Origin of the sequence: Methylomonas rivi (genome assembly GCF_024505165.1) — a bacterium.
Taxonomy (GTDB): Bacteria; Pseudomonadota; Gammaproteobacteria; order Methylococcales; family Methylomonadaceae; genus Methylomonas; species Methylomonas rivi.
Genome location: NZ_JANIBK010000012.1, coordinates 1 through 24,353 on the forward strand (window position 1 = coordinate 1; position 24,353 = coordinate 24,353).

The window sequence follows — 24,353 nt, forward strand, 5'->3', positions numbered from 1 at the left end:
GACGCCACGGCCTACGGCAACCAGCCGGCGGCCGCCAGCAACACCCGTATCGAGGGCGGTGCCATCGGCGACGCGGCGGCCTTTAACGGCAGCCAGCTGATTTCGATCGCGGCTTCACCCGCCGTGCAAATGGCCGAGAATTTCGGCTGGACGGTGTCGGCCTGGGTCAAAATCGATCAAGCCCAAGGCGATAGCGTGGTATTCGAACGCGACGGCCTGACTTTATCCGTTAGAGGACAAACCCCGGTTTTAAACGTTAACCGCAAGGAAGTGGCCAGTCCGACCGATTTGAATTTGTCCGCCTGGCACCATCTGGCGGTCGCCGCCAACGAAGAGGGCTTTACCTTTTATGTCGACGGCAAGCCGGCCGGGGTGTTGGCGCCCAGTCAGCCCGGATTTCAGGGCGACATCGGCATAGGCGCGGCCGTCAACGGCAGTCGCGGCTTGATAGGCGCCATCGACGAATTCGCTATCGCCAAAACGGCGCGCGATGCCAACACGCTGGCATTCAATGCCTTGATGCAGGGACAGACTTCGGCGCTGTTGAGTTACGGCGAAGATAGCACCCCGGACAGCGAGGGCGGCGAATCCCCCATCATGGCGACCTTGAGCGATGTCACCGTGGACGGTTGGGTCATCATCGGTTTGTGCGCGCTGATGCTGGTGGTCAGCTGGATCGTGATGCTGGTCAAGGCTATTGTCATCAACAAGAATATCGCCGAAAACCGTAAATTCGAGGATGCCTTTCAAAAATTGAATGCGACCGAAATCGCCCAACTCAATCGCGAAATGACCGAGGACGATGAGGATTTGGATGCGTCGCCTTTGCTGGCACTGACCGGCAGCCACGGCCAGTTCGCCGGCTCTTCCTTATATCGGCTTTATCACGTCGGTGTCGATGAGGTCAATCGCCGCTTGGTCAAGGCGGTCGGCGCCGATGCCGCAGAACCAAGCATCTCCGACAAGTCCATCAACGCCATCCGGGCGGCCATGGAATCGATTCTGGTGCGGGAAGTGCAAAAACTGAATGACCAGATGGTGTTGTTGACCATCGCCATTTCCGGCGGCCCGTTTTTAGGCCTGCTGGGTACGGTGTTGGGGGTGATGATCACCTTCGGCGACATCGCCGCCAGCGGCGAGGTCAACGTCAACGCCATCGCGCCGGGTATCGCCGCCGCGCTGGCTACCACGGTAGCGGGTTTGGTGGTGGCGATTCCGGCTTTGTTCGGCTACAGCTATCTGGCCAGCCGCATCAAACTGGTGACCGCCGACATGTATATTTTCGTCGACGAATTCAGCGCCAAGTTGTCCGAACGCTATAGCGATTAACCTGTAAATACGGCAAACCATCATGCGCTATCAAGAAGAATTGGACAGTTACGACGAAATCAACGTCACCTCCATGCTGGATTTGGCTTACGTGCTGCTGATCGTGTTCATCATCATGACCACGGCGGCGGTGCAGGGCATACAGATCAATCTGCCCAAGGCCAGCAACCAGCCCAGCCTGGCCAAGCCCAAAACCAAGGCGATCACCGTTACGGCGGAAGGCACCATTTTTCTGGACACCTTTCCGGTCACCATGGAGCAGCTGGAATCGACCCTGCTGCAATACAAGGCCGCCGATCCGACGCTGCCGGTGGTGGTGAAGGGCGACGCCACCGTGATGTATCAAAGCGTCATCGATGTGCTGGCCCTGCTGGGCAAACTGGAAATTACCCAGGTCGGTCTGGTGACGCAGAATCTGGTCAAGTAGCAAGGGCATGACTGAACACGGCAGGAAACATTTTAGGGTCTATTTGCCCAAAATCATCGGTGGGGTCATTGCGTCGATCGTGCTGTTTTTTTTCGTGAAAATGGTGATGCATTTTCTCGACAATCAACAAGAGCGTCCGCAACGCAAAATTCAGCCGGTAACCCTGGTGGCACCGCCCCCGCCGCCTCCGCCGCCGCCCAAGGTGGAACCGCCGCCGCCCGAGCCGGAGATGGAAAAAGTCAATGAGCCGGAACCCGAGCCGGAACCGGAGCCGATGCCGGACGAAGCGCCGGCCCGGGATTTGGGACTGGATGCCGACGGCAGCGCGGGTTCGGACGGATTCGGTTTGGCGGCCCGCAAGGGCGGTACCGGCTTGTTCGGCGGCGGTAGTCCGTTTAATTGGTACGGCGGTTTGATCAAAAATCAGATGCTTAACTTGTTATCGGATCAAGAAGAGCTTCGCCGCACCGGATTTACCGCTGTCGTGAAAGTGTGGGTCAAACCCGACGGCAGTATCGATCGCTTCGAGTTGAGCCGGGGCAGCAATAATCCGCGCATCGACGAGATTATCTCGCGGACGCTGAACAAACTGACGCGAATTTCCGAACCGCCTCCACCCGGCATGGAGCAACCGGTCAAGTTGAGGATCAACTCGCGCGTTTAGAGCCGTGGGCAGGAAAACCGTTTTAAACGTATCGCGCAAGACCAAGGTAGGCCGGATACCCGGATGGGCAACAGTAAGCCGATAGGCTTCCGGCATCTTAAATACGAACCACGAAGACTTATTTGGAACACAGGTATAGCCATGATCAACAAAAAACGGCTGCTGGCCTTGCTGCTGATAGCCTTGAGCGCCGCCGCGGAAGCCGGCGAAAAGGAAGAGCTGCTGAAGCTGCGCAACACCACCACCAATTTAATCAAACAGTTGGTTAAGCAAGGGGTGATCACCGATCAGATGGCCGAGCAAATGATCAAGCAGGCGGAGGCGGATGCCGAACAGCAAGTGGCCCAAGCCAAAGCCCTGGACACCGAAAAGTCCGCAGTGCCGGCCGACGAAGTGCGGGTGGCCTATGTACCGGATTTCGTTAAGGACGAGATCCGCCAGCAGGTGCGTAACGAATTGAAAGAAGAAGTCGTAGGCGACGTAATGGCCAAGGCCAAAAACGAGCAATGGGGCTTGCCGAATGCTTTGCCGGAATGGACCCGGCGATTCAAGTTGTCCGGCGACATTAGGCTGCGCTCCCAACATGACGAGATGGCAAAAGGGAATATCGAGAATGGATTATCACAACCCTTTTACTTCGATGCGCAGGCCATTAACGATGCGGGCGGACAAACGGCCGCCGGTTTAAATCAATTTCGCAACACGACTGAAGGCAGGCATCAGTTTAGGCAGCGCTTTAGGCTGGGTATCGATGCCGATATAGCCGACGGCCTTAAGGCCGGCGTCAGATTGGCTACCGGGAATCAACGCGATCCCGTGTCTACCAATCAAACCCTGGGCAACACCGGCCAACGTTACGATTTCACTATTGACCGGGCTTATCTGCAATACGATGCATTGGATGACGACAAATTCAAATGGTTGACCCTAAGCGGAGGCCGTATCAAAAATCCTTGGTACACCGGCGGCGGCGAGTTTACCGGCGGTAGCGAACTGGTTTGGGATACCGATTTGTCTTTCGAAGGGTTCGCGGCGACGGTCAGGCATCGTTTGGCAGGCTCCGATGGCTTAATGGCGAAAAACGATCAAAGCGATTCGCTGTTTGCCACGGTCGGCGCCTTTCCTCTGCAGGAGTCGTCTTTAAGTAGCGATAAATGGCTGTTTGGCGGGCAGACAGGCATGGAGCTGGGTTTCGAGAATCAAAACAACCTGAAAATGGCCGTGGCTTATTACGATTATGTAAACGTAGAAGCCAAGCAGAATGAACCGGGGCGGCGTACCTGCGATTTGAACACCCCGGCCATTACCGCGTCGCGGCCCGAGTTTATGCAGGGCGGCAATACCTTGGCTACGATATGCCAGGAAGGCACCAACGGTACCAGCAACGGCTTGGATCAAATGATCGGTCTGGCTTCCGACTACAATATTGTCAATGCCAACGTGTCTTATGAAATGGCCAATTTTGCGCCGCACCATCTGCGGTTAAGCGCGGATTACGCCAAAAATATCGGTTTCGACAAGGAAGCCGTCAGCCGCTTGTTGAACGGTAACGTTGTCGATCCCGAAACCAACGCCTGGCAATTCCGGGTCGATTACGGCTGGCCGATTGCCGAAAGGCCGGGTAACTGGAATGTGTTTGCCGCCTATAAATATGTCGAGCGCGATGCGGTGCTGGATGCCTTTACCGATTCGGATTTTCGTTTGGGCGGCACCAACAGCAAAGGCTGGTTCATCGGCGGTAACTACGGTTTGATGAAAAACGTCTGGCTGACCGGGCGCTGGCTGAGCGCCGATATCATCACCGGCCCGCCTTTCGGTATCGATGTGTTGCAAATCGACGTCAACACCAGATTTTAGTGGGGGTGTTTATGCAGGTTATCGTCCGCAAAATGGCTAAACTCGGTTTGGTCCACGCGTTATTGGCCGTTTTTGCGCTGCTGCCTGCCGTGTCCCAAGCGGTGCCGCGCGACGCCAACGCCAATAACGGCGCCGTGTTAAAACTGCAAGCCATGGTCAAAAGCCTGACGGCGGAACGGGATGCCGCCAAAGCCGAAGCCGCCGCGGCGGCGGCCGAACTGGAGCAGTTGAAAAAGGACAAGGAGGCGGCGCTGGCCGCCAAGGACAGCCTGAGCAGCGAGTTGGCGGCGCAGAAAAGTAGCGCGGATGCGGTGCGCAACCGCCTGGGTTCCACCGAGAGCCGATTAAACGATGTGTCCGATAAATATGCTAAAACCAGCAGCGCAAAAGCCGAACTGGAAACGGAATTGGCCGCTTTGCGGGCAAAACAGCAGGGAACGGAACAGCAGTTGCAAACCTGCGGCCAGCATAACGTCAAGCTTTATCAGTCCGCGCAAGAGTTGCTGGAGCGTTATCGAAACAAAGGCACTTTTTCCGGACTTTTGCAGGATGAGCCGTTACTGCAATTTCAAAGCGTCGATATGCAAAACATCGTTCAGGAATACCAAGACCAGCTTGCCGCGGGCCGATACGGTCAGGAATCCTCAAACTCTGCTGAAACGCATTAATTCGCAAGGTAGGCCGGAATAAATCCGCCCGGCGCCAGTCAGGGCGGATGTTTCCGGCGCTTTCCGGAAACGCTCGACTCCGCTGTCGCTTCATCGGGCTTATTCCGGCCTACCTTTTGGTTTTTACGTCAAACTCATTCAATTAATAGGTATGTAGGTTGGATTAGGCGTTAGCCGTAACCCAACGCACCGGCTACGCAATTGATCCGTATCGGCCGGCGGATACCCGCCCGGATTCAAAAAGGCCGCCGGCACAATCTCGCCAAGCGGCCTCTTTTTTATGGGTTTTATTCGTTCGCCCGTTTTTGCTCGCGGAATTTTTTGCGATTGGGTTTGATTCGTTTGATATTCAACGGATGGCCTTGCACGGTGGCCTCGCTGAGCAATTGAAAAATGTCGGCGGGCATGCCGTCCGGCAGGTCGACCAGCGTATAACTGTCGCGGATTTCGATGCGGCCTATGCGCTTCCTGTCGACGCCGGACTCTTCGATGAGCGTGGCCAGCAATTGTTCCTGGTCGATCCGGTGGTTCTTGCCCACGTCAAGCCGGTAGCGGACATTGCGGTAATGCGGCGGTTTAAAAACCGGCGGCAGCGGCGGGGTGCCGGCGTTTTCCGCCTCGGTTGCCGGTTGGAACAGATGCGGTTGGCTCATGTAAAGTAGCGCGGCGGCGCAATCCATGGGTTCCATGGCCAATTCGGCATTGATTTGCCGGATGACCTGCCGGTGCGCCAGCAGATTTTCCTGAGCGAGTATCTGTTGCAGGCGTTTTTTGAGTTTTTCCAGCTTACGGGGATGAACGGGCATGTCCGGAGTGTCCTTACAGTCTATCCAGTTCGATTTCCACATAGGCCTCGTCGCGCAGACGGCGAAGCCATAATTCGGTTTCTTCCTCGATTTTACGTTTGCGGATTTCGTCCCTGACTTTATCTTTTCGAAATTGCGCACTGTCATCCTGGCTTTCCCGGCCCAACACCTGAATCAGATGCCAGCCGAATTGGGTTTGTACCGGGTTGCTGATTTGGTTAACGTCCAGTTTATTCATGGCCTCTTCGAACGGCGGCACCAGCGCGCCGGGCGTTACCCAGTCCAGCGAGCCGCCGTTGATGGCGGAGCCTTTGTCGTCGGAGTGCGCGCGGGCCAGCGTGGCGAAATCGTCGCCATCGGCTATGCGATCCTTAAGCGCCAGCAGGCGTTTTTGCGCTTCGGCGTCGTCCACCAGTTCGTTGGTTTTGATCAGAATATGCCGGACTTTGGTTTTATTGACAATGTGTTGCGCGGAGCCTTCGGTTTCCAGCATTTTAATGATATGAAAACCGCTGGGGCTGCGAATCGGATCGGAGACGTCGCCCTGGGCCATGCCGGTAACCGTATCGGTAAACAAGGTCGGGATCTGGCCGATACTGCGCCAGCCCAGGTCGCCGCCTTTCAGGGCGTTGTCGTCGTTGGAATAGCTGATGGCGGTTTCGCGGAAGTCCTTGCCGTTACGCAGCTCGGACACGATCTGCTCCGCCTGTTGCTTGGCTTTTTGGATCTCGCCGGACGACGCGCCGGAAGGCACCGATATTAAAATGTGTCCCAAATGGTATTGGGTGGTGTTCGAGCCGGCCTTGCTTTGGGTTTCCAAATAATGGTTCACCTCGGCATCGGTGACTTTGATGCGGGCGCTGATTTCGCGGCCCCGCAACTGGTTGATGATGATTTCGTTGCGCAGATTTTCCTCGAAGGCCTTGTAATCCATGCCCTGTCTGGTCAGTTCCTGCTTGAAGGCGTCCACCGACATATTGTTGCGGGAGGCGATGTCCGTAACGGAGTTGCGCAGCATTTCGTCGCTGACCTGAATCCCCGAGCGGGCGGCCAACTGGCGTTGCAGCTTATCGACGATCATTCGCTCCAGAACCTGTTTACGTAATACATATTCCGGCGGCACCGCGACATTATTGCTCTGCAACTTTTGGGCGATGGCCGCCGCCTCCACATTCAGTTCGCGTTCCAGTATCACGTCGTCTTCCACGACGGCCACGATTCTGTCCAGCGTTTGCGCTTGGGAGATGCCGGCGGCGGCCGACAGCCAGACGGCCAAAAAAATGTATTTCATCATGATGGGGTTAATCTTCAAAATAACTGGCGGGGCGGTAGCCGTTCAGGTTGCGTTGCAGGAATTTGTCGACTTGGTCGCCGAAGCCGGTCAGGCCTTTTAATTCGAGTTGTACGAATACCGCGTTTTCCGGTTTTGCATCCGGCGCCAAAATATCGGTGGTGGTGGCGCCGTTGATATAACGGCGGCCGATCACGCGCAGGCGCCAGCAGCAGTTTTCTTTTTCGATACCGATAAAGCTTTCGGTGGTTTTGCCGAAGTTGAACGAATACTGCCAGCGCCCCAAGCCGTACCAGCCGGCGGCCAGCGGCCAGCGGAACGACACGTCGGTCTGCGAAATGGTTTGTCCGACCGCCGTCTGGGTCGTCACATTATTTAACGGATTGATGAACGAAGATTGGTCGTTGGGCGTGTTGCGGCGGTAACGGTAGCCGACGTCGAAAATCTCATCCGGTTGGTTGCGGTATTTAAGCATGGCCAAGCCGCGGGCGAAGCCGTTGGCTTCCGGGTCCCATTGCGCGCCGGCCGTGTAGGATAAATGGTTGGTCACCTGGCCGGACAGCTCGCCGATGAAATTCGACGTGGTGCTGGTTTGATCGGTAACGCCGGGTAGATTGACGGTCCTGTCCTGGAAATACAGAATCTGCCCCAGGCTGATTTTTAAAGGTTCCAGACCGGTGGCGGCGTCGATAAAACGCGAACTGCCGGCCACGGTGATTTGATTGGCGTCCTGAATGCGGTCCACGCCGCTGAAACGGTTTTCCCTGAATAGACTGTAAAAACTGGTATCGAAGGCGGCCGTGTCGAAAACCGGAATATCGCTTTGATCCTTACGCGGAATGTACAAGTAAAACAGCCTGGGTTCCAGGGTATGGGTATAAGCCGAACCGCCTATGTCCAGCTGTTTTTCGAAGGTCATGCCGGTGTCGGCCGAGAATATCGGCAAAAAGCGGCTGATGTTGTCCGGTTGGTTGGCCGCTGTCCGATTGGTCAGCTGATAGTTGGTGTATTGGCCGGTGATTTTAGGGATGAAAAATCCGGCGCTGGATTCCAGCGGAAAGCTGACGGACGGCGCCAGATTCAAGCGTTGGCCGTTTACCAGATCGGTGTGGTAAAAATGGGTGTACTGGTTTTCCATGGCCAGCGCCAGCGGCATGTTGTCGAAATTGTGGCCGAGGCTCATATTGACCCGGGGCAGGATGTCGTAAGGCATGCCGGCATCGGTGATGGTTTTATCCACCGATTGGTAATGGTTGACGCCGCCCGAAATGGCGAAGTCGGGACGGCTGTAATTTAAATACGAGGTGCTGGGCAGGAAGCGGTTGGTTTGAAACCCCAACGCATTGTTCATATCGTTGAAATATTCCTTATCCGATACGTAGTTCAGGTTGGTGGCCGAGGTTAAACGGTCGGTGAAGCGGGTGTTGTCTTTAAAGGTGGCGGAATAGCGGCTCTTGTCCCTCAGTTGGTCGTCCGGCAAAATCTCGGCGCCCAGGCTGCCTTGAGAGGATTCGGTCAAATAGCGGAATTTGTTGCGCAGCATTTCGCCGCGTTTTTGCATGTAGCGCGGCGTGATGACGGCGTCGTAATTGGGGGCTATGTTCCAATAGAACGGCGCGGCAAAATCGAAACCGTTGCGTTCGGTATTCGACCAGGTGGGGGCCAACAAGCCGCTAGTGCGCCGGTTGTCGACCGGAAACGAGATATAAGGCGTATACACCACGGGCACGCCCTTGAATTCCAGCCAGGCGTTTTTGGCCGAACCTTGCCCGCTTTCGCGATTGATCTTGACCCGCGAGGCATGCATGACCCAATCCTGGTTGCCGGGCGGGCAGCTGGTAAAAGTGGCCTCGTGGTAACGGGACAGGCTTTTGTTGTCCCGGTACATGACTTCCGCCGTGCCTCTCAGCGGGGCGCCGGCTTCAATGAATTGGGCCTGCCTGATGCGGGCCTCGTCCTTGCCGAGGCTGATCGATACGGTGTCGCTGGCCAGCGCCAAGGTGTCTTCGCTGTAAATGACGTTACCCTGCGCGTCCATGGTGTCGGCCACGCTATCGTAGCTGGCTTTGTCGGCCGATAAATGTTGGTCGGCCCGGTTCAGGTCGACATTGCCGGCGAAGTTAAGAATTTCGCCCTCGAACACCTCGGAAAAGTCGGACAAGACATCGGTGTTGGCTTCGTCGCGGGTTGGGCCCGCCGTGCCCTTGATTTTGCGTTTTTTGGCCGACCAGCTGGAGCAGTTTTGCCAGGGGTCTTGTTCGAATTCGCCGCGCAAGGTTTGAAAAATCCGTTCCTGCTGGCGATCGTAGGCGGGGGTCAGCCAGGTTGTGCCGGTTTCCGTGTCGGCCACGGCTTGGGCCTCTCCCTTGGGGTCCGGGCCGACCAGATTACAATTCCAATTGCCATTGGCGCCCGTGCCGGATTGGCAAGTCCAGCCCGGATTTTTAGCCACGGCGGTTGCTGCGGGTTTGTTGCGTTCGGGCGATGTTTCGTCTGTTACCGGCTTTTGATTTTCGGCATAGGTGACGCGCGGTTTCCGGGGGTTGACCGCCACGGACTCGGCCGGTTTTTCATCCGCGGGTTGGCCGGCCTGTTGAATGGCCGGTTCCTGTTGCACGGAGGCGGGAATCGGCGTAGTTTGGGTAACCGCCGGCTCCGGTTGCCGAGCGGGCGTTTCCGTTGCCACGGCCGGCTGTTCGGCTTGCGGCGCTTTTTTTGTCGTGATGACCTTGGGTTGGGCCGCCTCCTGACTGGGCTGGCCTTGATTCAGACAGGTCCATTCGCCGTTTTTACTTTGCTCGCAATTCCAGGCGGCATTATTGGTGGCTGTGGCGACTTCCGTAAATGATAACAATGCTAAATAAACTGTATAAAACCTAAGATTCATATCGAGGTTGGCGGCTAAATTAACTTAGCGGAATGGAAATCGAATAAAATGCCGGCTCATTTTACCTTAGGTTGCTTTTCTGTTAACAAATAATGTGCTATCCCAATTTAGATCAGCGTGCCAATGCCCTGATAACCTGGTTAACCGCCGATCTCGGCTTGCAAATCTTGCGGATCGAACCCGCTTCCAGCGATGCCAGTTTTCGGCGTTATTTTCGGGTCAAGCATGCCGAGGGTTGCCATGTAGCAATGGATGCGCCGCCGGATAAGGAAAATACCGCGGCCTTCATTCGTAATGCCGCTTTGCTGCAAAAAGCCGGGCTGCATGTGCCCGCCATTTACCGGCAAAACCTCGAACAAGGCTTTTTGTTGTTGGAAGATCTGGGCAGTCGAAGTTATTTGGATGTTTTAAAGCCGGATAACGCGGACGCATTATACCGGACGGCCCTCGAGAGCCTGTTCAGGTTGCAGCGGGGGATAGTCCCGTCCCGTTGCGGTTTGCCGGCCTACGACAAGGCTTTGTTGAGCCGGGAGTTGGCCATTTTTTACGAATGGTTTTTGGAAAAACGGTTGGGTATCGTCATGCCGTGTGCTGTCCGGCAAATCCTGGACGATTACTTAATCGATTCCGCTTTGCAACAGCCGCAAGTGTGCGTGCATCGCGATTACCATTCCCGTAATCTGATGTGGTTGGACCAGGATTCGCCGGGCGTGATCGATTTTCAGGATGCGGTGATCGGCCCGGTTACCTACGATCTGGCATCCTTGTTGCGGGATTGTTATATCCGTTGGCCGCGGCATCAGGTTGCCGAATGGCTGGAGCAATACTACCAACGGTTATTGGCGGACCGGATGTTGGCTTGCGATTTCCGGCAATTCGAACGCTGGTTCGACCTGATGGGGCTGCAACGGCATTTGAAAGCCATCGGCATCTTTTCCCGTCTGCAGTTGCGTGACGGCAAGCCCGGCTATTTGGCCGACATTCCGCGCACCATGAGTTACGTCGTTGATGTATGTAGCCGTTACCCGGAACTGGCCGAATTCAATGGCTTTCTGGCGCACCAAGTGCTTCCTATTTACCAGGCTCGGTTATGAAAGCCATGATACTGGCCGCCGGACGCGGCGAACGCATGCGGCCGCTGACCGACCATACCCCCAAACCCCTATTGCAAGTGGCCGGCAAGGCCTTAATCGAATACAGCCTGGAAAAACTGGCGGCAGCCGGTTTTACCGAGATTGTCGTCAATGTGGCGTATCTGGGCCGGCAGATCAGGGATTATTGCGGAGACGGTGGCCGCTGGAACGTTTCTATCGAATATTCCGACGAAGGGGCGGAGGCGCTGGAAACCGCCGGCGGCATCGCCAAAGCGCTGCCCTTGCTGGGAGAGCGGCCTTTTTTAGCGGTAAACGCGGACATTTTGTGCGATTACCCGTTGGCGGCCTTGCGGGACAAATCCATCGATCTGGCTCATTTGGTGCTGATCAATAACCCGCCGCACCACCCGCAAGGCGATTTTTGTCTTCGGGAGAACGGTTTAGTGTCCGAAGCGGGCCAGCCGAAATTTACCTTTAGCGGTATCGGCGTGTATCACCCCGACTTGTTTGCCGATGTGCCGGTCGGGCAAGCCTTAAAACTGCGCCCGGTATTGAACCGGGTCATGCAACAGAGTCGGGTGAGTGGAGAATATTTCAATGGCCGCTGGCAAGATATCGGCACGCCGGAACGATTGCGGGCAATATCGGCAAGCCAGGGTTGTTCGGGTTGAAGGTTTGCGGCCGATAATGTCGACTCATAACTTTCTCTTCTTTTCGGCACTGTGCTAACCTGCCCCATTTAATGCTAGGACCCGTCATGAAGTTACTCACGCCCATTCGCCTCGCCGTTTCGTTTGTTCTATTCAGCGGCGGGACGATATTTCAACCCGTATTTGCCGTAGCCACCCCGGCGGCGCAAGACACCTTGCGCCTGCATACCGGCCTGCCGAAAAAGGATAGCGATGCGTTGTTTTCCTACACGCTGGAATGGCGGCTGGACGACGAAGAGTTGTACCGGGTGACCGGCATGAGTTTTTTGAACGCGCAAAAGATCGATAGCGACGCCTCGCCGGGACGGATTAGCAAAAAACTGGTCACCGCCGTCAAAGACGGCATGATTCAATTGGATCCGCATTGGCGCGGCGTCACCGTCACCCAGCCGGGAGACGAGCCGGAGTTGGTCGTCAGCAATAAAGCCGGTTATTCGCTGACGTCGGCGGTATTTCGGGATTACAGCAACCAGGCCTTGGGCTTCGATTTGCAGGGAAAAAGCTTCAACGCCGCCGGAGTAGGAATCGGCATCGATCTGGTCTATGCCGCCGACGTGGATTATCTGGACGGCTTTACCGCCAGAAAGGCGCTGACCGCTTCGCAAGGCGATATCGAAATCCTCATCGACAAACAAGACCCGATTCGAATCAAAACCGACGGCAAAACCACCGGCGAGTTGGAGGCGGCAATCGCCAACCAGTTAATGCAAGCCCAGTTAGCGGAAGCCTCGCTGGTGCCGCACATCATCAACAAGGATAAGCGCAATAACAAACCGTTCGACGGCAGCGAAGTACAATTGGCCAATTTGGCGGCCGAATCCCTGCGTATAGAGGTCAACGACCCCAGCTTGGGTGTGTTGGTGAAATTTAAATTCAAGGACGAAAATCATAGCGTCAAAGTCGCCGAACCGCGCTTCATGATGGCCGCGCTGGCTGGCCTAAGCATCATCGCCGTGCTATTTTTCTGGTATAGAAACAAGAAACAACCAGGGTAACTTAGGCTAAGCGGGGCCGGAGTCCGGTTTGTCCGCTTGTTGCTTGTCTTATTTGAAAAGCAGGTAATCGGCGGCCGTTTGCCGGAATCGAAACGTTGCAGGCCGCGTTCGATGCAATAATCCAGGCCCTGTACATTAGGCAATTGATTTATTATAAGGTGTGGCAATGAGTAAGTTTATTTGGCGAGATGAGTACAAAACGGGGCATGACACAATCGATGCCCAACATCGGAATTTGTTTAAATTGGCAAATCAACTCGTGGATGTAAGCGATCAGGATGAAATCACACGGCTCCTGATGCTTTTTTTCCAACATGTCAGAGAGCATTTTCAGTATGAAGAACAATTCATGAAACAGTCAGGCTATTCGGACTACCAAGCGCATGTGGAAAGTCATAATAAAATGTTGGATAAGCTGATAGACATCAGCAAAAAAGTTCAATTAAAACAATGGATAGCTTCTGAAATACAAAGCTTTGTCGATAGCTGGGTGTTGGTTCATATCTTGGGCGAGGACTTGAAGTTCATCGACGAACTGAAAGCCAAAAAAGTGTCGCCCGGCTAAGGAAAGGTCAATCCGTTGCATGCCGCGTGGGTAGTGAATGGCTGCAAATTGACGCATTTAAGGGGTTAGTCTTGCTCGCTAAATTGATTGCCGCGAGAGTCGGCGATCCGGCCCAATTGAGATAACTCTTCCAGGGATAAGACCTTATTGATGGCCAGCAGTATGATGAAAACTTCATCCACTCGCGCCATGGCCTGAATAAATTCCGTGCGTATATCGGTGCCGAAATCCGGCGCCGGTTGAATATTGGCGGGTGAAATTTCCAATATTTCCCGTACTTCATCGACCAGCATGCCGATAAATTGCGCGCCTTCCGCGACCTCCACTTCAACCAAAACGATGCAGCTACGTTTACTCACTTCGGCGCAGCGGTGTTTTAGTCTGGCGGAAAGATCGATAACCGGCACCACGTTGCCGCGTAGATTGATAACGCCATGAATGTAATCGGGCGTTAACGGAACGCGGGTGATATTGGCTATTTCGATGATTTCTTTTACATCGAGTATGCTGATGGCGAAGCTCTCTTTATCGACCAAAAACGTCAAATATTGCCCGACTTGCTCTTGAACAGCTAGGGCGTTACCGCCCGTCTCTTTTCGAATCAGGTTGCTCATGGTCTGTTCCTCAAGAATTAAAAACGCTCAAAGTCGGAATCGTCAAAATCCAATGAGTTGTCGATGCTTGCGGCATGGCTTTTAGGCTTGCCCTGAGCGGTTTTGGCCGGCGAACGGGAGGGGCGAAAATTGCCGCCGGATCCTTGATTTTTAGTGCTATTGGCATCCAATTTAAAAAAGCCAACCGCATGTTGCAATTGCGTTGCCTGACCATTGAGTTCTTCAGCGGTAGCGGCCAATTCCTCCGCGCTGGCCGCGTTTTGCTGGGTGGCTTTATCCAGTTGCCGCATGGCTTCGTTGATTTGATTGATACCGCTGGATTGTTCGATTGAGGCGGCGTTTATCTCCTGTACCAGATCGGAGGTTTTGACGATATTGGGCACCACGGTGGAGATCAATTGACCGGCTTTTTCCGCGATTGCGACACTGTTGGTCGCCAACTCGTTGATTTCTTCGGCGGTTATCCGGCTGCTTTCCGCCAGTTTACGCACTTCGGCCGCCACCACGGCAAAACCTTTGCCATGTTCGCCGGCGGAAGCCGCCTCAATGGCCGCATTCAATGATAACAAATTGGTTTTATAGGCAATGTCCTCAATTTGGCCTATTTTTTTGGCGATGTGTTTCATGGCTTTAACCGTTTCATTCACCGCTTCGCCGCCATCACGGGCTTCTCCGGCCGATTTGGTCGCCATTTGCTCGGTAACATGGGCGTTTTCGGTATTTTGTTGCACCGATGCATTTAGTTGCTCAATGGATGAAGTGGTTTCCTCCACGCTGGAAGCCTGTTCGGTCGCCATTTGACTCATGGCCTGGGCTGTGGCGCTGACTTGTTGCGAGGCGCTGCTTAAGGTGTCCGAATTTGAGCGGACTTGTTCGACTACCCGGCTCAGTTGGTCGCGCATATTGATTAATGCCAGCGCTAACTGACCGATTTCATCCTTGCCTTCCACTTCTAGTTTCGCCGTCAAGTCGCCCTCGGCCAGGGATTTGGCAAATTTAACCCCCAACGTAATCGGCGCGGTAATTAAATTGGCCAGGAACATGGCAATGATGATGCCTAAGATCAAAGCCGCTATGATGGTGCCGACGATGATTTTGTTGGCTTCAGACACTAAGGTTTCGGCTTGATTTCTGGCAACGGTTAACTGTGCATAACCCGCTTCCTCTGCGGTTTGGGCTTGCTTGATGACGTTATCGCCCAATTCAAGCATCTCCTTTCTGACAACATTCAGTTCGTTATCGTTATCAATCCAGTTTTGTGCCGCTTCTTGGTATTCGCGGGTTGCACTTCTGGCTTCAGCAATCAGCTTTTTGCCTTCGGCAGTTCCTGCAATTTTCTCCAGATCATCGTAGAGATTGATTAGCTCCGGCAGCCAAATCTGCATTTTTTTCCAGGCCACCCGGTTTTTGTAATTTACTTCCTCCTTTTCGGACCGCATGATCTCCATAGCCTTAATGTAAACTTGGCTAGCCAAGACATAACGTTGAACAAATGTATCAAGTTCCTGGGCATTGGCGTTTTTCTCCATGGCTTCTTTATAACGACCTACTTGTCTCTTCAAATAAGCGTCAGCGGCACTTGCAACGATATTGCCTTTTTCTGTCATTACATCAACGGCTTTTTGATTGGCTTTGACTGACGCGACTACCAAACGAAATTTCTCACCAAATTTCAGCGTGCCTTCCCGGGCAATTTTGGATTGATTAAGCAACTCTGTATTCGCGTATTGTTTGGCCACCTGATCCACTTTGTCGAGGTATTCCAGCAACGATTTCATATTGTCTTCAACCTTCTGTGCATCTTCGTCTTTGTAGGAGATGCGGTAAGCACGCTGATTCAATATGGTTTGTAAAGCCATCCTTTCCACGCCCGTTGCGTACTCGACCGATTTGCCGTTGTTGTCGGTAATGCCGAACAAGGCCCCGGAGACATTGCCGATATAGAGCTTGGCCAACAAACCAAAGCCTATGGTAATGGCTACCAGCAACATTGCACCTGCGAGAATTTTGGTTTTTATTTTGAGGTCGTTAATGTTCATGCGGATTGTCCTTTTTTAATATGAGTACGTTGCGTTTTGTAAACGAATATCAGGCCGGTAGTGCGGCATTTTTTTTGCGCTTATTGATCGCCGTTTCAATCAAACCCTGCACGTCTAAAATTAGGGCCACATTGCCGTCGCCCAGTACCGTGGCCCCGGTAATGTATTTGAGTTTTTCGAATATTTTTCCAAGCGGTTTGATGACCGTTTGATGTTCGCCGTGCAATGCATCCACCACAAAGCCGGCTTTGTCCTGGCCGAATTTAACCACCACGACGCTTTCGCGTTTTTTCGCGTTTTCGGTTTTAGGACTATGGAAATAATCGCCCAGCCTTAAATAAGGTAAGGCATGCCCGCGCAGGTTGATGTAATGCTCAACCTCGTTGATTTCGCATTCTCGCGAATCCATTTCGATGCATTCGGCGACCATGTTTAATGGAATGATGTAACGTGTCTCGTTGGTGCCGACCATGAAGCCATCGATAATGGCTAGCGTTAAAGGCAATTGGATGCTGATGGTAGTGCCTTCGCCGGGCGTGCTGTCTATGCTGACAGATCCGCGTAAGGCCTCGATATTTTTTTTGACGACATCCATGCCGACGCCGCGGCCGGACAAATTGGTGGCTTGCTCTTTGGTGCTGAGGCCGGCGGCGAATATCAGGTTGTAAATTTCCTGTTGAGTTAAGCCGTGATCGGGTTTGATCAAGCCGTTGGCAATGGCTTTGGCGACGATTTTTTCGCTGTTGAGTCCGGCGCCATCGTCGGCAATTTGAATCACGATGTGGCCGGATTCGTGATAAGCGTTCAATTGCACGCTACCTTGAGCCGGTTTGCCGGCGGCCAAACGTTGCTCGGGGCTTTCAATGCCATGGTCCAGCGAATTACGAATCAGGTGGGTTAACGGATCGTTAATTTTTTCCACGACGGTTTTGTCCAGCTCGGTTTCGCCGCCGTAAATTTTAAGTTCGATCTCCTTGCCTAATTCGTTGCTGACGTCGCGCACCACCCGGCGAAAACGGGAAAAGGTTTCGCCGATTTGCACCATGCGTAATTCCAGTGCGGTATCGCGTATGGCATTGACGAGACTATTCATGCTGGCGGCCACATCGCCCGCATCGCTTAAGCCATGGCGATCGACTATCAAGTTCATTGCCGCGCTGGATATGACCAGTTCGCCGACCAAGTTTATCAAGTGGCCGAGTTTGCCGGCATCGACCCGAATGTAATTGCTTTCGGTAGCGATTTTTTGTTTGGTTTGTTCCTGCTTTTTTAGCGCCTGCTCGACCACGGGTTGTTGCACGACTTGTTGTTCGACCAGGATTTCGCCGATAGGTTTGACCGGCTCGATGTCTGTCTGGCGGGCATGGGCTTGATTGGTTAAGGCATGATTGACATCGTTAGGCGTCAAGGCGCCGATTTGTACCAGCATATCGCCCAATAGGCTGACATGATTCTCATCCATCGCATCCAGCAGTTGTAGATAGGTGTCGATTTTTGAATTGGGAGGCAAAATCTTGATGTCACAATCGTCGGCGGCAAATTCAAAAACGGCTTCGATGGTTTGCTTGCTGGCGTCGCTGTTAAAAACAATTTTAAAGTGTAAGTAACAACTTTCCGGGTCCATTTCGGCGTCTTTCGGCATGTCCGGAAAGAAGGTTAGAACGTCTTTGATTTCCCCCAGCGTCTTCAAATAGCGCAGAAACGACAAGGGATCCATACCGTTGCGGAGTGCATCCGTCTTAAAGTCCAAGGAGATTAACCAACTGTCATCCAGCGAAATATCGCCGCCACCTTCGCTGTGTAAGGGCGAAAGGGAGTCGCTGGATTGTAGCGTATGAGCTTGAGACTTTCCGGTCAGGCGCTCAATCAGTAACGAACTGGTGGCCGCGAGATCGTCGGGTAATGGCGCATCGGGGCAGTTTAAACAATGATCGACCAGTTTTGTGGTGTGGTCTTTACTGTCCAGTAATACCGAGATCAACCCGGCGTCGATATGACGTTCGCCATTTCGCACTTTATCCAGCACCGATTCGGCTTCGTGCGTGAAAGCGATTATCGGGTTGAAGCCGAATAAACCCGCCGAGCCCTTGATCGTGTGCATGGCGCGAAACAGGCTGTTGATGGTTTCGCTGTCATTGGGATCGGACTCCAGCGTTAGCAAAGCACTTTCCATGTCTTGCAATAACTGTTCGGACTCCTGGGCGAAAATCTTTAAGGCCGAGTCGAATTCGCTCATGTTTTTTTCCAATTAGCGGATAGCACAATCGGGTCGCCGAAATGATTACCCAAATTGAGCAATTCAAACACTTCTACCACGGGTTGACTGTGATGAATGAGGCTGAGTTTGATATGCCGTTCGTTGGCTTCCCGTTTTACGAAAAGTAACAATTGCAAGCCGGCGCTATCGATTTCCGAGACGCCCGATAGATCAATTTGAAGTTCTTTGTTGTTTTCCAGGCATTCGGAAAAGGTAGTCTTTTGATCCAGCGCGGTATAAATCGTCATCTCACCATTGATTGCAAGATGAGCGGCGGCATTTTTGAGCTGTTTGATTTCGATGGACACGTTCTTCTCCCGCTAGGCGAAGGTGGCTCAGGGCAAGACTAATTTGGCTACCGCATCGAGCAATGTTGGCGCCTGAAAAGGCTTGGTCAGCCAGGCTTTGGCGCCCGCATCCTTGCCGGCTTGTTTTTTATCGCCGGCCGTTTCCGTGGTGAGCATCATCATCGGCGTGAATTTATAGGCGGCGAGTTTTTTGGCTTCTTGCACAAAGGTTATGCCATCCATGTTGGGCATATTGACATCGGTGATGATGAGATTGATCTTTTGTCCGGTGAGCTTGCTCAATGCGTCCTTACCGTCGCAGGCTTCGACGACATCGTAGCCCGCTCCCTTCAATGCAATGGTTACAACTTGTCGTATCGAGGCCGAGTCGTCGACTATCATGATGGTTTTCGCCATGGGTATCTCTTTACCGTTTAAAATTTAAAAAAAGGTTAGATCGTTATCTTGACCCAGTCCGGCGCGACTGGCCGCGCTCGATGAAATGTGATTCAGATGCTCTTCCGGCATGGTGTAATTTAACTCCATGCCCGCCAGGGTTTTGTCGACATCCAGCATGTTGGCGTGTCGTTGTTCGCCCGCTTGCCGGCTTTTCTCAACGGTTGTCTGTAAACCGAGCAGATTGTTTTCCACATGCGACAGCATTTGACTCACCCGGTCTTGAAACTGAAATGCCGTTAATACCGTATAAATTTCGTCGCGAATCTCCGAGCTATTGCCTCTCAGCATATCGGCATCGTTTTTGAACACATTTAAGGCGGACTGCAAATCGCCTAAGGCTGTCTGTATGCTCGCTTCGGCATCGTGAATGGTTTTGTCTTCGCTGCTGCCGGACAATTCCGACATTTTTAAGGTACTGGCCATGGCGGCGTTAATGTCGGCAATGGCCGAACTGATTTTTTCGCCGGTGGAAGAGGAAAAACCGGCCAATTTTCTCACCTCATCGGCAACCACGGCGAAACCGCGCCCGTTCTCTCCGGCCCTGGCTGCTTCAATCGCCGCATTTAAGGCCAGCAAGTTGATTTGTTCCGCCACTTTTCGTACTTCCTTGGCCATGGTGTCCAATTGATAAGTATGCGTGGACAGTTTGCGCACTTCCTCGGTCACGGCATGCTCGACGTTTTGAATTTCACGCAGACCTTTCAAAACGGCTGTCAAAGCGGTTCGGCTTTCGGTAAAAATATTGTCGATATTGCGGCCGTCCCCGCCATGTCCGGTGCCGGAAATGATATTGCCCAAACGCTCAACCATAACGGCAAATCGATTGGTCAAGACGGTAATTTCCTGCTCCGTGTGGCTGCGGGACGTTTGAACCTGACGCAATAAAATCGGCACAACGTGAATGAACAATCGCTCCAGTTCAGCGACATAAGCATGTACATCCCGCAGTTTGGCGTCTTCATCGCGCTGCCAGTCTTGATTATTGGTTTGCAAGGTATTTTGTTGTTTATGCCATAAAATGCTGCCCAAGCCGAAGCCGGCAATACCTAAAAATATGCTTATCATGGCGGTAACGACGGTGAACCCCGTCATTGACATCGGCACCAAGCCGCAAAGTAAGCCGAAGCAGGTCGGTAACAGGTGGAAACTGGTTTTTGACCGTATAGTCAGACTCTCTGCGCGAGACATGAAAATTCCATTAGGATTTTGAGATTATGGCTGGATAGTAGATGGTTTTCGGCGCGCGTTCAATACATTGATAGAGTAGGTCTAAAAAATGTTAGCGTATCGCAAGTATTCAATATAATCGATTGACTGGAATGCCGGTTTTTCTTTGTTTTTAGAGAGGTTTTTTGAGTATTTCCACTATTACGCCTGAAGAATTCGATGACTTCCGGCGCTTGATTTACAATCATGCGGGTATTTCGCTAAGCCCCGAAAAAAAGGTCATGGTGGCGAGCCGGCTGGCTAAAAGGCTGGACTACCATGGTTTGTCCAGTTATGGGGAATACTTCAATTTATTGACGCATCGCGATTATCCGCAAGAGTTTCAAATGATGGTGAATATTCTCACCACGAATGAAACTTACTTTTTTCGAGAACCCAAACATTTCGAATTTTTTCGGAATGTCATTCTGCCCGCCTGGCGCGGGGATATGTTCAGAGTCTGGAGTGCCGCCAGTTCAACCGGAGAGGAAGCCTATAGCTTGGCCATGGTGCTTGCCGAAAATATGGGTATGCGCAATTGGGAGATTTTTGCTTCCGACCTCAGTACCCGGGTTTTAGAGGTGGCGCGTATTGGCGTTTACCCATTGGATAGGCTGGATCAGATGGATCCTTTTTTATTGGAAAAATACTGTCTGAAAGGCGTTCGGACGCAAGCGGGTTTCTTTAGAGTGGATAAAAAAATCCGTAACAAGGTCAGGTTTGCGCAGGTTAATCTCAAATCGCCCTTGCCGCCCGGTCTGGGACAATTCGAAGTGATATTTTTACGCAATGTCCTGATCTATTTCGATCAAGACTTCAAAAAACAAGTCGTGGAGCGTTTGGCCGCCGCTTTAAAGCCAGGCGGTTATTTTATTGTCGGCCACTCTGAAAGCCTGCATCGGGCGACGGATGGGCTGCGGATGGTCATACCTTCGATTTATCGCAAGGAATGAAGGCCTTGCCGGTTAAAAACCTGCAGCGGGTCATTATCGATCCGGGCGAATATTATGTTAGCGCCAAGCCCGAGGTGATTTCCACCCTGTTGGGCTCGTGCGTGGCGGCTTGCCTGTTCGACCCTGTTAACCGGGTTTTCGGCATGAACCATTTCTTGTTGGCATACCGGCAGTATTCGCAACATATACCCATCATACAATCCGAAGAGGGGCGGTACGGCATTTACGCGATGGAATTGCTTATCAACGGCATGATGAAGCGCGGCGCCAGCCGGTCAAATTTGAACGCCAAATGTTTTGGCGGTGCCAATGTATTGAGAGTGCGGGAAGGCAGTCAACATGAACGAACCGTGGGAGATGTCAACGTGGAGTTCATTAAAGCGTTTTTAGCCAATGAGAAAATTCCGCTAATCAGCTCCAGTTTAGGCGGTATGCATGGCAGAAACGTGCACTTTGTCGGCACCGATTATTCCGTATACATCAAAAAGATCGGCGAATCGCAAGATCGTTTATTGGAAAAACAAGAGCGCCGTTATTGGCAACATATCGCGGAACACGAACAAAGCAAAAATACCGCCGAATTCTGGTAATCCCCCTTTGCTACTCAACCTAGGACACACACCATGCCGGATATAAAAGTATTTATCGTTGACGATTCCGCCGTGGTCAGGCAAGTGCTGACCGCATTATTGGATGGATTGCCCGGCATACAGGTTATCGGCTCGGCACCGGATCCGATTTTTGCCTTGAAACGCATGGAAACCGCTTGGCCGGATGTGATTGTGCTGGATATTGAAATGCCGCGCATGGACGGCATTACCTTTTTAAAAAAATTGATGCGGGAACGGCCGACGCCGGTGGTTATTTGCTCCACGCTGACAGCGAAAGGCGCGGAAGTGACCATGCAGGCCATGAGTGCCGGTGCCGTCGACATCATTACCAAGCCCACCCTCAATTTGAAGGGTTTTTTACAAGACTCGAAAACCCTGTTGGCGGATGCCATCAAAGCCGCCTCGCATGCCAGGGTTAAGAAAGTATCCAGTGTTTCCAGTCAACAAATGGAAAGTACACCTAAACTGACTGCCGATGCGGTGATTATGCCCACCGGTTTGGCACCCATGTCGGAAACCACCGACCGCGTGATTGCCATAGGCACCTCAACCGGAGGCACTCAGGCGCTGGAGTATGTATTAACCCGTCTGCCGAGAATCGTGCCGGGAATCGTCATCGTGCAACACATGCCCGAGGCCTTTACGGCGGCATTTGCCAAGCGGCTGGATAGTTTGTCGCAAATCAGCGTCAAGGAAGCCGAACAAAATGATCGCGTCATACCCGGGTTGGCGCTGATTGCCCCCGGCGGCAAACATATGTTGCTGCGGCGCAGTGGTGCGCAGTATCGGGTGGAAATCAAGGATGGCCCCTTGGTGAGCCGGCATCGGCCTTCCGTGGATGTGTTATTTCGTTCCACCGCGCAAGCCGCCGGTAAAAATGCCATCGGTATTATCATGACGGGAATGGGCGATGACGGTGCGCGCGGCTTGAAAGAATTACACGATACCGGTGCCTTGACCGTGGCGCAGGATGAAGCCAGTTGCGTGGTATACGGCATGCCCAAGGAAGCCGTGAAAATAGGCGCCACCGATGCGGAGTTTTCGCTGGCCGCCATTCCGGAATTGATTATTCGTTCACCCAGCAGGGCCAAACTGCTGAAAGCTTAGTCCGCTTGCTGAATGGGCAGGCGGATTGTAAAGGTAGAACCCCGGTTGGGCTCGCTGCATACCTCAATTTTGCCGTGATGAGCGCGCACGATACTTTGCGCGGTTGATAAGCCCAAGCCTATGCCTTTGCCCGGCGGGCGGGTGGTAAAAAAAGGTTCGAATATGTGTGGCAAATGTTCCTGCGCAATGCCGTGCCCCGTGTCTGCAATTTCCACCCAAATCTGTTGCCGGTCATGGCCTGTGCGTATAACGATGTCGCCGGCGGTGTCGATGGCTTGCGAGGCATTGACCAATAAACTTAAAAAAACCTGATTCAGTCGAGCCGGCAGGCAGCGAGCGGCGGGAATATCGGCAAAATCCCTGTGAATTGTACAATGCGCGTTTTGGCCATTTGCAAAGATGCTCAGCGTGATGTCCAGGCATTTGTTGATATCGGTCAGTTGCCATTCGTTATCGTTGCCTTCGGCAAATTGTTGCAGATTTTGAATGATGTCGCGTACCCTCGCCAAGCCGTCACGGGATTCGGTCAGCAGCTCGTTCATGTCGTTACGCAAAAAATCGAGTTCCTTTTCCGCCTTTAAGTGCTGTATTTTTTGCATCAGTTCCGCAGCGTCCGGTGTTTCGCCCACACAGCGCTCATAAGCATCCAGCAAGTCGAAAATATCCCGGTTATAGGTCTGCAATGTATTGAAATTGGAATAGATAAAACCCAAGGGATTGTTGATTTCATGCGCCACCCCGGCCGCCAGTTGGCCGACTGCCGCGAGTTTCTCGGCTTCCAGCAATTCCAGCTGAATCAGTTGATTTTCCCTTAGCCTTTTTTCCAGTTCGGTTTCCAGGTAAGTATTTTGATCTTGCAGCCTGTCGCGGGCCTTCTTGAGTTCGATTTGGGTGCCGACCCGGGCCGACAAAATCGCTAAATTGCACGGTTTATAAATGTAATCCACCGCCCCCAGTGCAAATCCGCGCGACTCGTCCAAGTCCGAGGTCAAGGCCGTGACAAAAATGACCGGGATATCGCGCGTTTCTGGGCTTTCTTTCAGTTTGCCCATCACTTCATAGCCATCCATCTCGGGCATCATGATATCCAATAAAATCAAGTCCGGTTTAGGAGTGGCGCAGGCAATTTCCAGGGCTCTGCCGCCGGAGGTTGCCGCCAACACCGAATAGCGGGGCGCCAAACATTGTCCAAACACGGTCAGATTGATACTGTCGTCGTCTACCAACAGGATAGTGCCGAGCGGCTCCGGTTTCGCGTTATCAACTGCCATGGTTGTGTTCCGGGTTAAAATTCGACGTTATAAAGGTAATTCATGGATTACAAAAATAAATTCGGCGATGAGTCGTTTCCAACTGTTGCATAGCTTCAATGTCTGACATCATGCCGTAAATTTTGTTGTGCGAGGCAGCGAAGCGCAAACAATCTTTTGAATATTCATCCGGTATTGGGGGTACATTGTCAATGGGTTGCATAGCAAAGGTTAAAGTTTGTGGTGGTTTAGGAAAATATGCCGAACGATTCATTGC

At 52.7% G+C, this 24,353-nt stretch carries 23 protein-coding genes; 12 read left to right on the plus strand and 11 right to left on the minus strand.

Annotated features, from left to right (window positions below; genetic code table 11):
- From NP596_RS03925 to NP596_RS03945, 5 genes are all read left to right on the plus strand, one after another.
- The coding region (locus tag NP596_RS03925; RefSeq protein ID WP_256613931.1) for a MotA/TolQ/ExbB proton channel family protein at positions 1 to 1,329 on the plus strand (1,329 nt) is incomplete at its 5' end.
- A 22-nt stretch (positions 1,330 to 1,351) separates the two neighbouring features.
- A complete protein-coding gene (locus tag NP596_RS03930) occupies positions 1,352 to 1,756 on the plus strand; it encodes an ExbD/TolR family protein (RefSeq protein WP_256613932.1) in 405 nt (134 codons plus the stop codon).
- Positions 1,757 to 1,763: 7 nt separating this feature from the next.
- Complete coding sequence (locus NP596_RS03935) at positions 1,764 to 2,420, plus strand: TonB C-terminal domain-containing protein (protein WP_256613933.1); 657 nt, start codon at positions 1,764 to 1,766, stop codon at positions 2,418 to 2,420.
- 141 nt (positions 2,421 to 2,561) lie between these two features.
- Complete coding sequence (locus NP596_RS03940) at positions 2,562 to 4,277, plus strand: putative porin (RefSeq protein WP_256613934.1); 1,716 nt, start codon at positions 2,562 to 2,564, stop codon at positions 4,275 to 4,277.
- Between the two features lie 11 nt (positions 4,278 to 4,288).
- Positions 4,289 to 4,945 (plus strand): hypothetical protein, encoded by a 657-nt coding sequence (locus NP596_RS03945; protein WP_256613935.1) that lies wholly within the window; start codon positions 4,289 to 4,291, stop codon positions 4,943 to 4,945.
- Positions 4,946 to 5,232: 287 nt separating this feature from the next.
- Here NP596_RS03945 and NP596_RS03950 read toward each other — a convergent pair whose 3' ends face one another.
- The 3 genes from NP596_RS03950 to NP596_RS03960 are packed head-to-tail and all read right to left on the minus strand — an operon-like array spanning position 5,233 to position 9,896.
- Positions 5,233 to 5,751, minus strand: coding sequence for a DbpA RNA binding domain-containing protein (locus NP596_RS03950; RefSeq protein ID WP_256613936.1), 519 nt, complete (start codon positions 5,749 to 5,751; stop codon positions 5,233 to 5,235).
- A 13-nt stretch (positions 5,752 to 5,764) separates the two neighbouring features.
- On the minus strand, positions 5,765 to 7,042 hold the full coding sequence (locus NP596_RS03955; protein ID WP_256613990.1) for a peptidylprolyl isomerase: 1,278 nt from the start codon (positions 7,040 to 7,042) through the stop codon (positions 5,765 to 5,767).
- Positions 7,043 to 7,052: 10 nt separating this feature from the next.
- Positions 7,053 to 9,896 (minus strand): LPS-assembly protein LptD, encoded by a 2,844-nt coding sequence (locus NP596_RS03960; protein WP_256613938.1) that lies wholly within the window; start codon positions 9,894 to 9,896, stop codon positions 7,053 to 7,055.
- A 125-nt stretch (positions 9,897 to 10,021) separates the two neighbouring features.
- Here NP596_RS03960 and NP596_RS03965 point away from each other — a divergent pair, with 125 nt between their 5' ends.
- The 4 genes from NP596_RS03965 to NP596_RS03980 all read left to right on the plus strand — a co-directional run bounded on the left by NP596_RS03965 (position 10,022) and on the right by NP596_RS03980 (position 13,293).
- Positions 10,022 to 11,023, plus strand: coding sequence for an aminoglycoside phosphotransferase family protein (locus tag NP596_RS03965; protein WP_256613939.1), 1,002 nt, complete (start codon positions 10,022 to 10,024; stop codon positions 11,021 to 11,023).
- The gene (gene murU / locus NP596_RS03970) at positions 11,020 to 11,694 is read left to right on the plus strand and encodes an N-acetylmuramate alpha-1-phosphate uridylyltransferase MurU (RefSeq protein ID WP_256613940.1); all 675 of its coding nucleotides are present in this window, start codon (positions 11,020 to 11,022) and stop codon (positions 11,692 to 11,694) included. Before NP596_RS03965 ends, murU begins: the two co-directional genes overlap by 4 nt.
- Before the next feature lie 86 nt (positions 11,695 to 11,780).
- Positions 11,781 to 12,728 (plus strand): hypothetical protein, encoded by a 948-nt coding sequence (locus NP596_RS03975; RefSeq protein ID WP_256613941.1) that lies wholly within the window; start codon positions 11,781 to 11,783, stop codon positions 12,726 to 12,728.
- A 166-nt stretch (positions 12,729 to 12,894) separates the two neighbouring features.
- Entirely contained in the window at positions 12,895 to 13,293 is a 399-nt protein-coding gene (locus tag NP596_RS03980; protein ID WP_256613942.1) for a bacteriohemerythrin, read from the plus strand.
- Positions 13,294 to 13,358: 65 nt separating this feature from the next.
- Here the strand turns inward: NP596_RS03980 and NP596_RS03985 are convergent, their stop codons facing one another.
- Genes NP596_RS03985 through NP596_RS04010 form a run of 6 tightly spaced genes read right to left on the minus strand, consistent with a single transcriptional unit; the run spans position 13,359 to position 20,137 of the window.
- Positions 13,359 to 13,907 (minus strand): chemotaxis protein CheW, encoded by a 549-nt coding sequence (locus NP596_RS03985; RefSeq protein WP_256613943.1) that lies wholly within the window; start codon positions 13,905 to 13,907, stop codon positions 13,359 to 13,361.
- A gap of 17 nt (positions 13,908 to 13,924) precedes the next feature.
- Positions 13,925 to 15,946: a methyl-accepting chemotaxis protein gene (locus NP596_RS03990; protein ID WP_256613944.1), complete on the minus strand. Its 2,022-nt coding sequence runs from the start codon at positions 15,944 to 15,946 to the stop codon at positions 13,925 to 13,927.
- Between the two features lie 49 nt (positions 15,947 to 15,995).
- Entirely contained in the window at positions 15,996 to 18,182 is a 2,187-nt protein-coding gene (locus NP596_RS03995; protein ID WP_256613945.1) for a chemotaxis protein CheA, read from the minus strand.
- A complete protein-coding gene (locus NP596_RS04000; protein WP_256613946.1) occupies positions 18,179 to 18,511 on the minus strand; it encodes an STAS domain-containing protein in 333 nt (110 codons plus the stop codon). The genes NP596_RS03995 and NP596_RS04000 overlap by 4 nt, the downstream gene beginning before the upstream one ends.
- Positions 18,512 to 18,538: 27 nt before the next feature.
- Complete coding sequence (locus tag NP596_RS04005; protein ID WP_256613947.1) at positions 18,539 to 18,907, minus strand: response regulator; 369 nt, start codon at positions 18,905 to 18,907, stop codon at positions 18,539 to 18,541.
- Between the two features lie 24 nt (positions 18,908 to 18,931).
- A complete protein-coding gene (locus NP596_RS04010; RefSeq protein WP_371927898.1) occupies positions 18,932 to 20,137 on the minus strand; it encodes a methyl-accepting chemotaxis protein in 1,206 nt (401 codons plus the stop codon).
- 164 nt (positions 20,138 to 20,301) lie between these two features.
- On the opposite strand from NP596_RS04010, the gene NP596_RS04015 reads away from it, so the two are divergent.
- From NP596_RS04015 to NP596_RS04025, 3 genes are read left to right on the plus strand one after another with little or no spacing between them, the layout of a single operon-like run.
- Positions 20,302 to 21,108: a CheR family methyltransferase gene (locus tag NP596_RS04015; RefSeq protein WP_256613950.1), complete on the plus strand. Its 807-nt coding sequence runs from the start codon at positions 20,302 to 20,304 to the stop codon at positions 21,106 to 21,108.
- Complete coding sequence (locus NP596_RS04020) at positions 21,105 to 21,698, plus strand: chemotaxis protein CheD (RefSeq protein WP_256613951.1); 594 nt, start codon at positions 21,105 to 21,107, stop codon at positions 21,696 to 21,698. The genes NP596_RS04015 and NP596_RS04020 overlap by 4 nt, the downstream gene beginning before the upstream one ends.
- Before the next feature lie 33 nt (positions 21,699 to 21,731).
- The gene (locus NP596_RS04025; protein WP_256613952.1) at positions 21,732 to 22,826 is read left to right on the plus strand and encodes a protein-glutamate methylesterase/protein-glutamine glutaminase; all 1,095 of its coding nucleotides are present in this window, start codon (positions 21,732 to 21,734) and stop codon (positions 22,824 to 22,826) included.
- On the opposite strand, the gene NP596_RS04030 is transcribed toward NP596_RS04025, so the two are convergent.
- Both NP596_RS04030 and NP596_RS04035 read right to left on the minus strand, forming a co-directional pair.
- Complete coding sequence (locus NP596_RS04030) at positions 22,823 to 24,097, minus strand: ATP-binding protein (RefSeq protein WP_256613953.1); 1,275 nt, start codon at positions 24,095 to 24,097, stop codon at positions 22,823 to 22,825. The two genes, NP596_RS04025 and NP596_RS04030, sit on opposite strands and share 4 nt — an antisense overlap.
- A 40-nt stretch (positions 24,098 to 24,137) precedes the next feature.
- Positions 24,138 to 24,350, minus strand: a complete 213-nt coding sequence (locus NP596_RS04035; RefSeq protein WP_256613954.1) for a hypothetical protein — start codon at positions 24,348 to 24,350, stop codon at positions 24,138 to 24,140.
- Between the last annotated feature and the right edge of the window lie 3 nt (positions 24,351 to 24,353).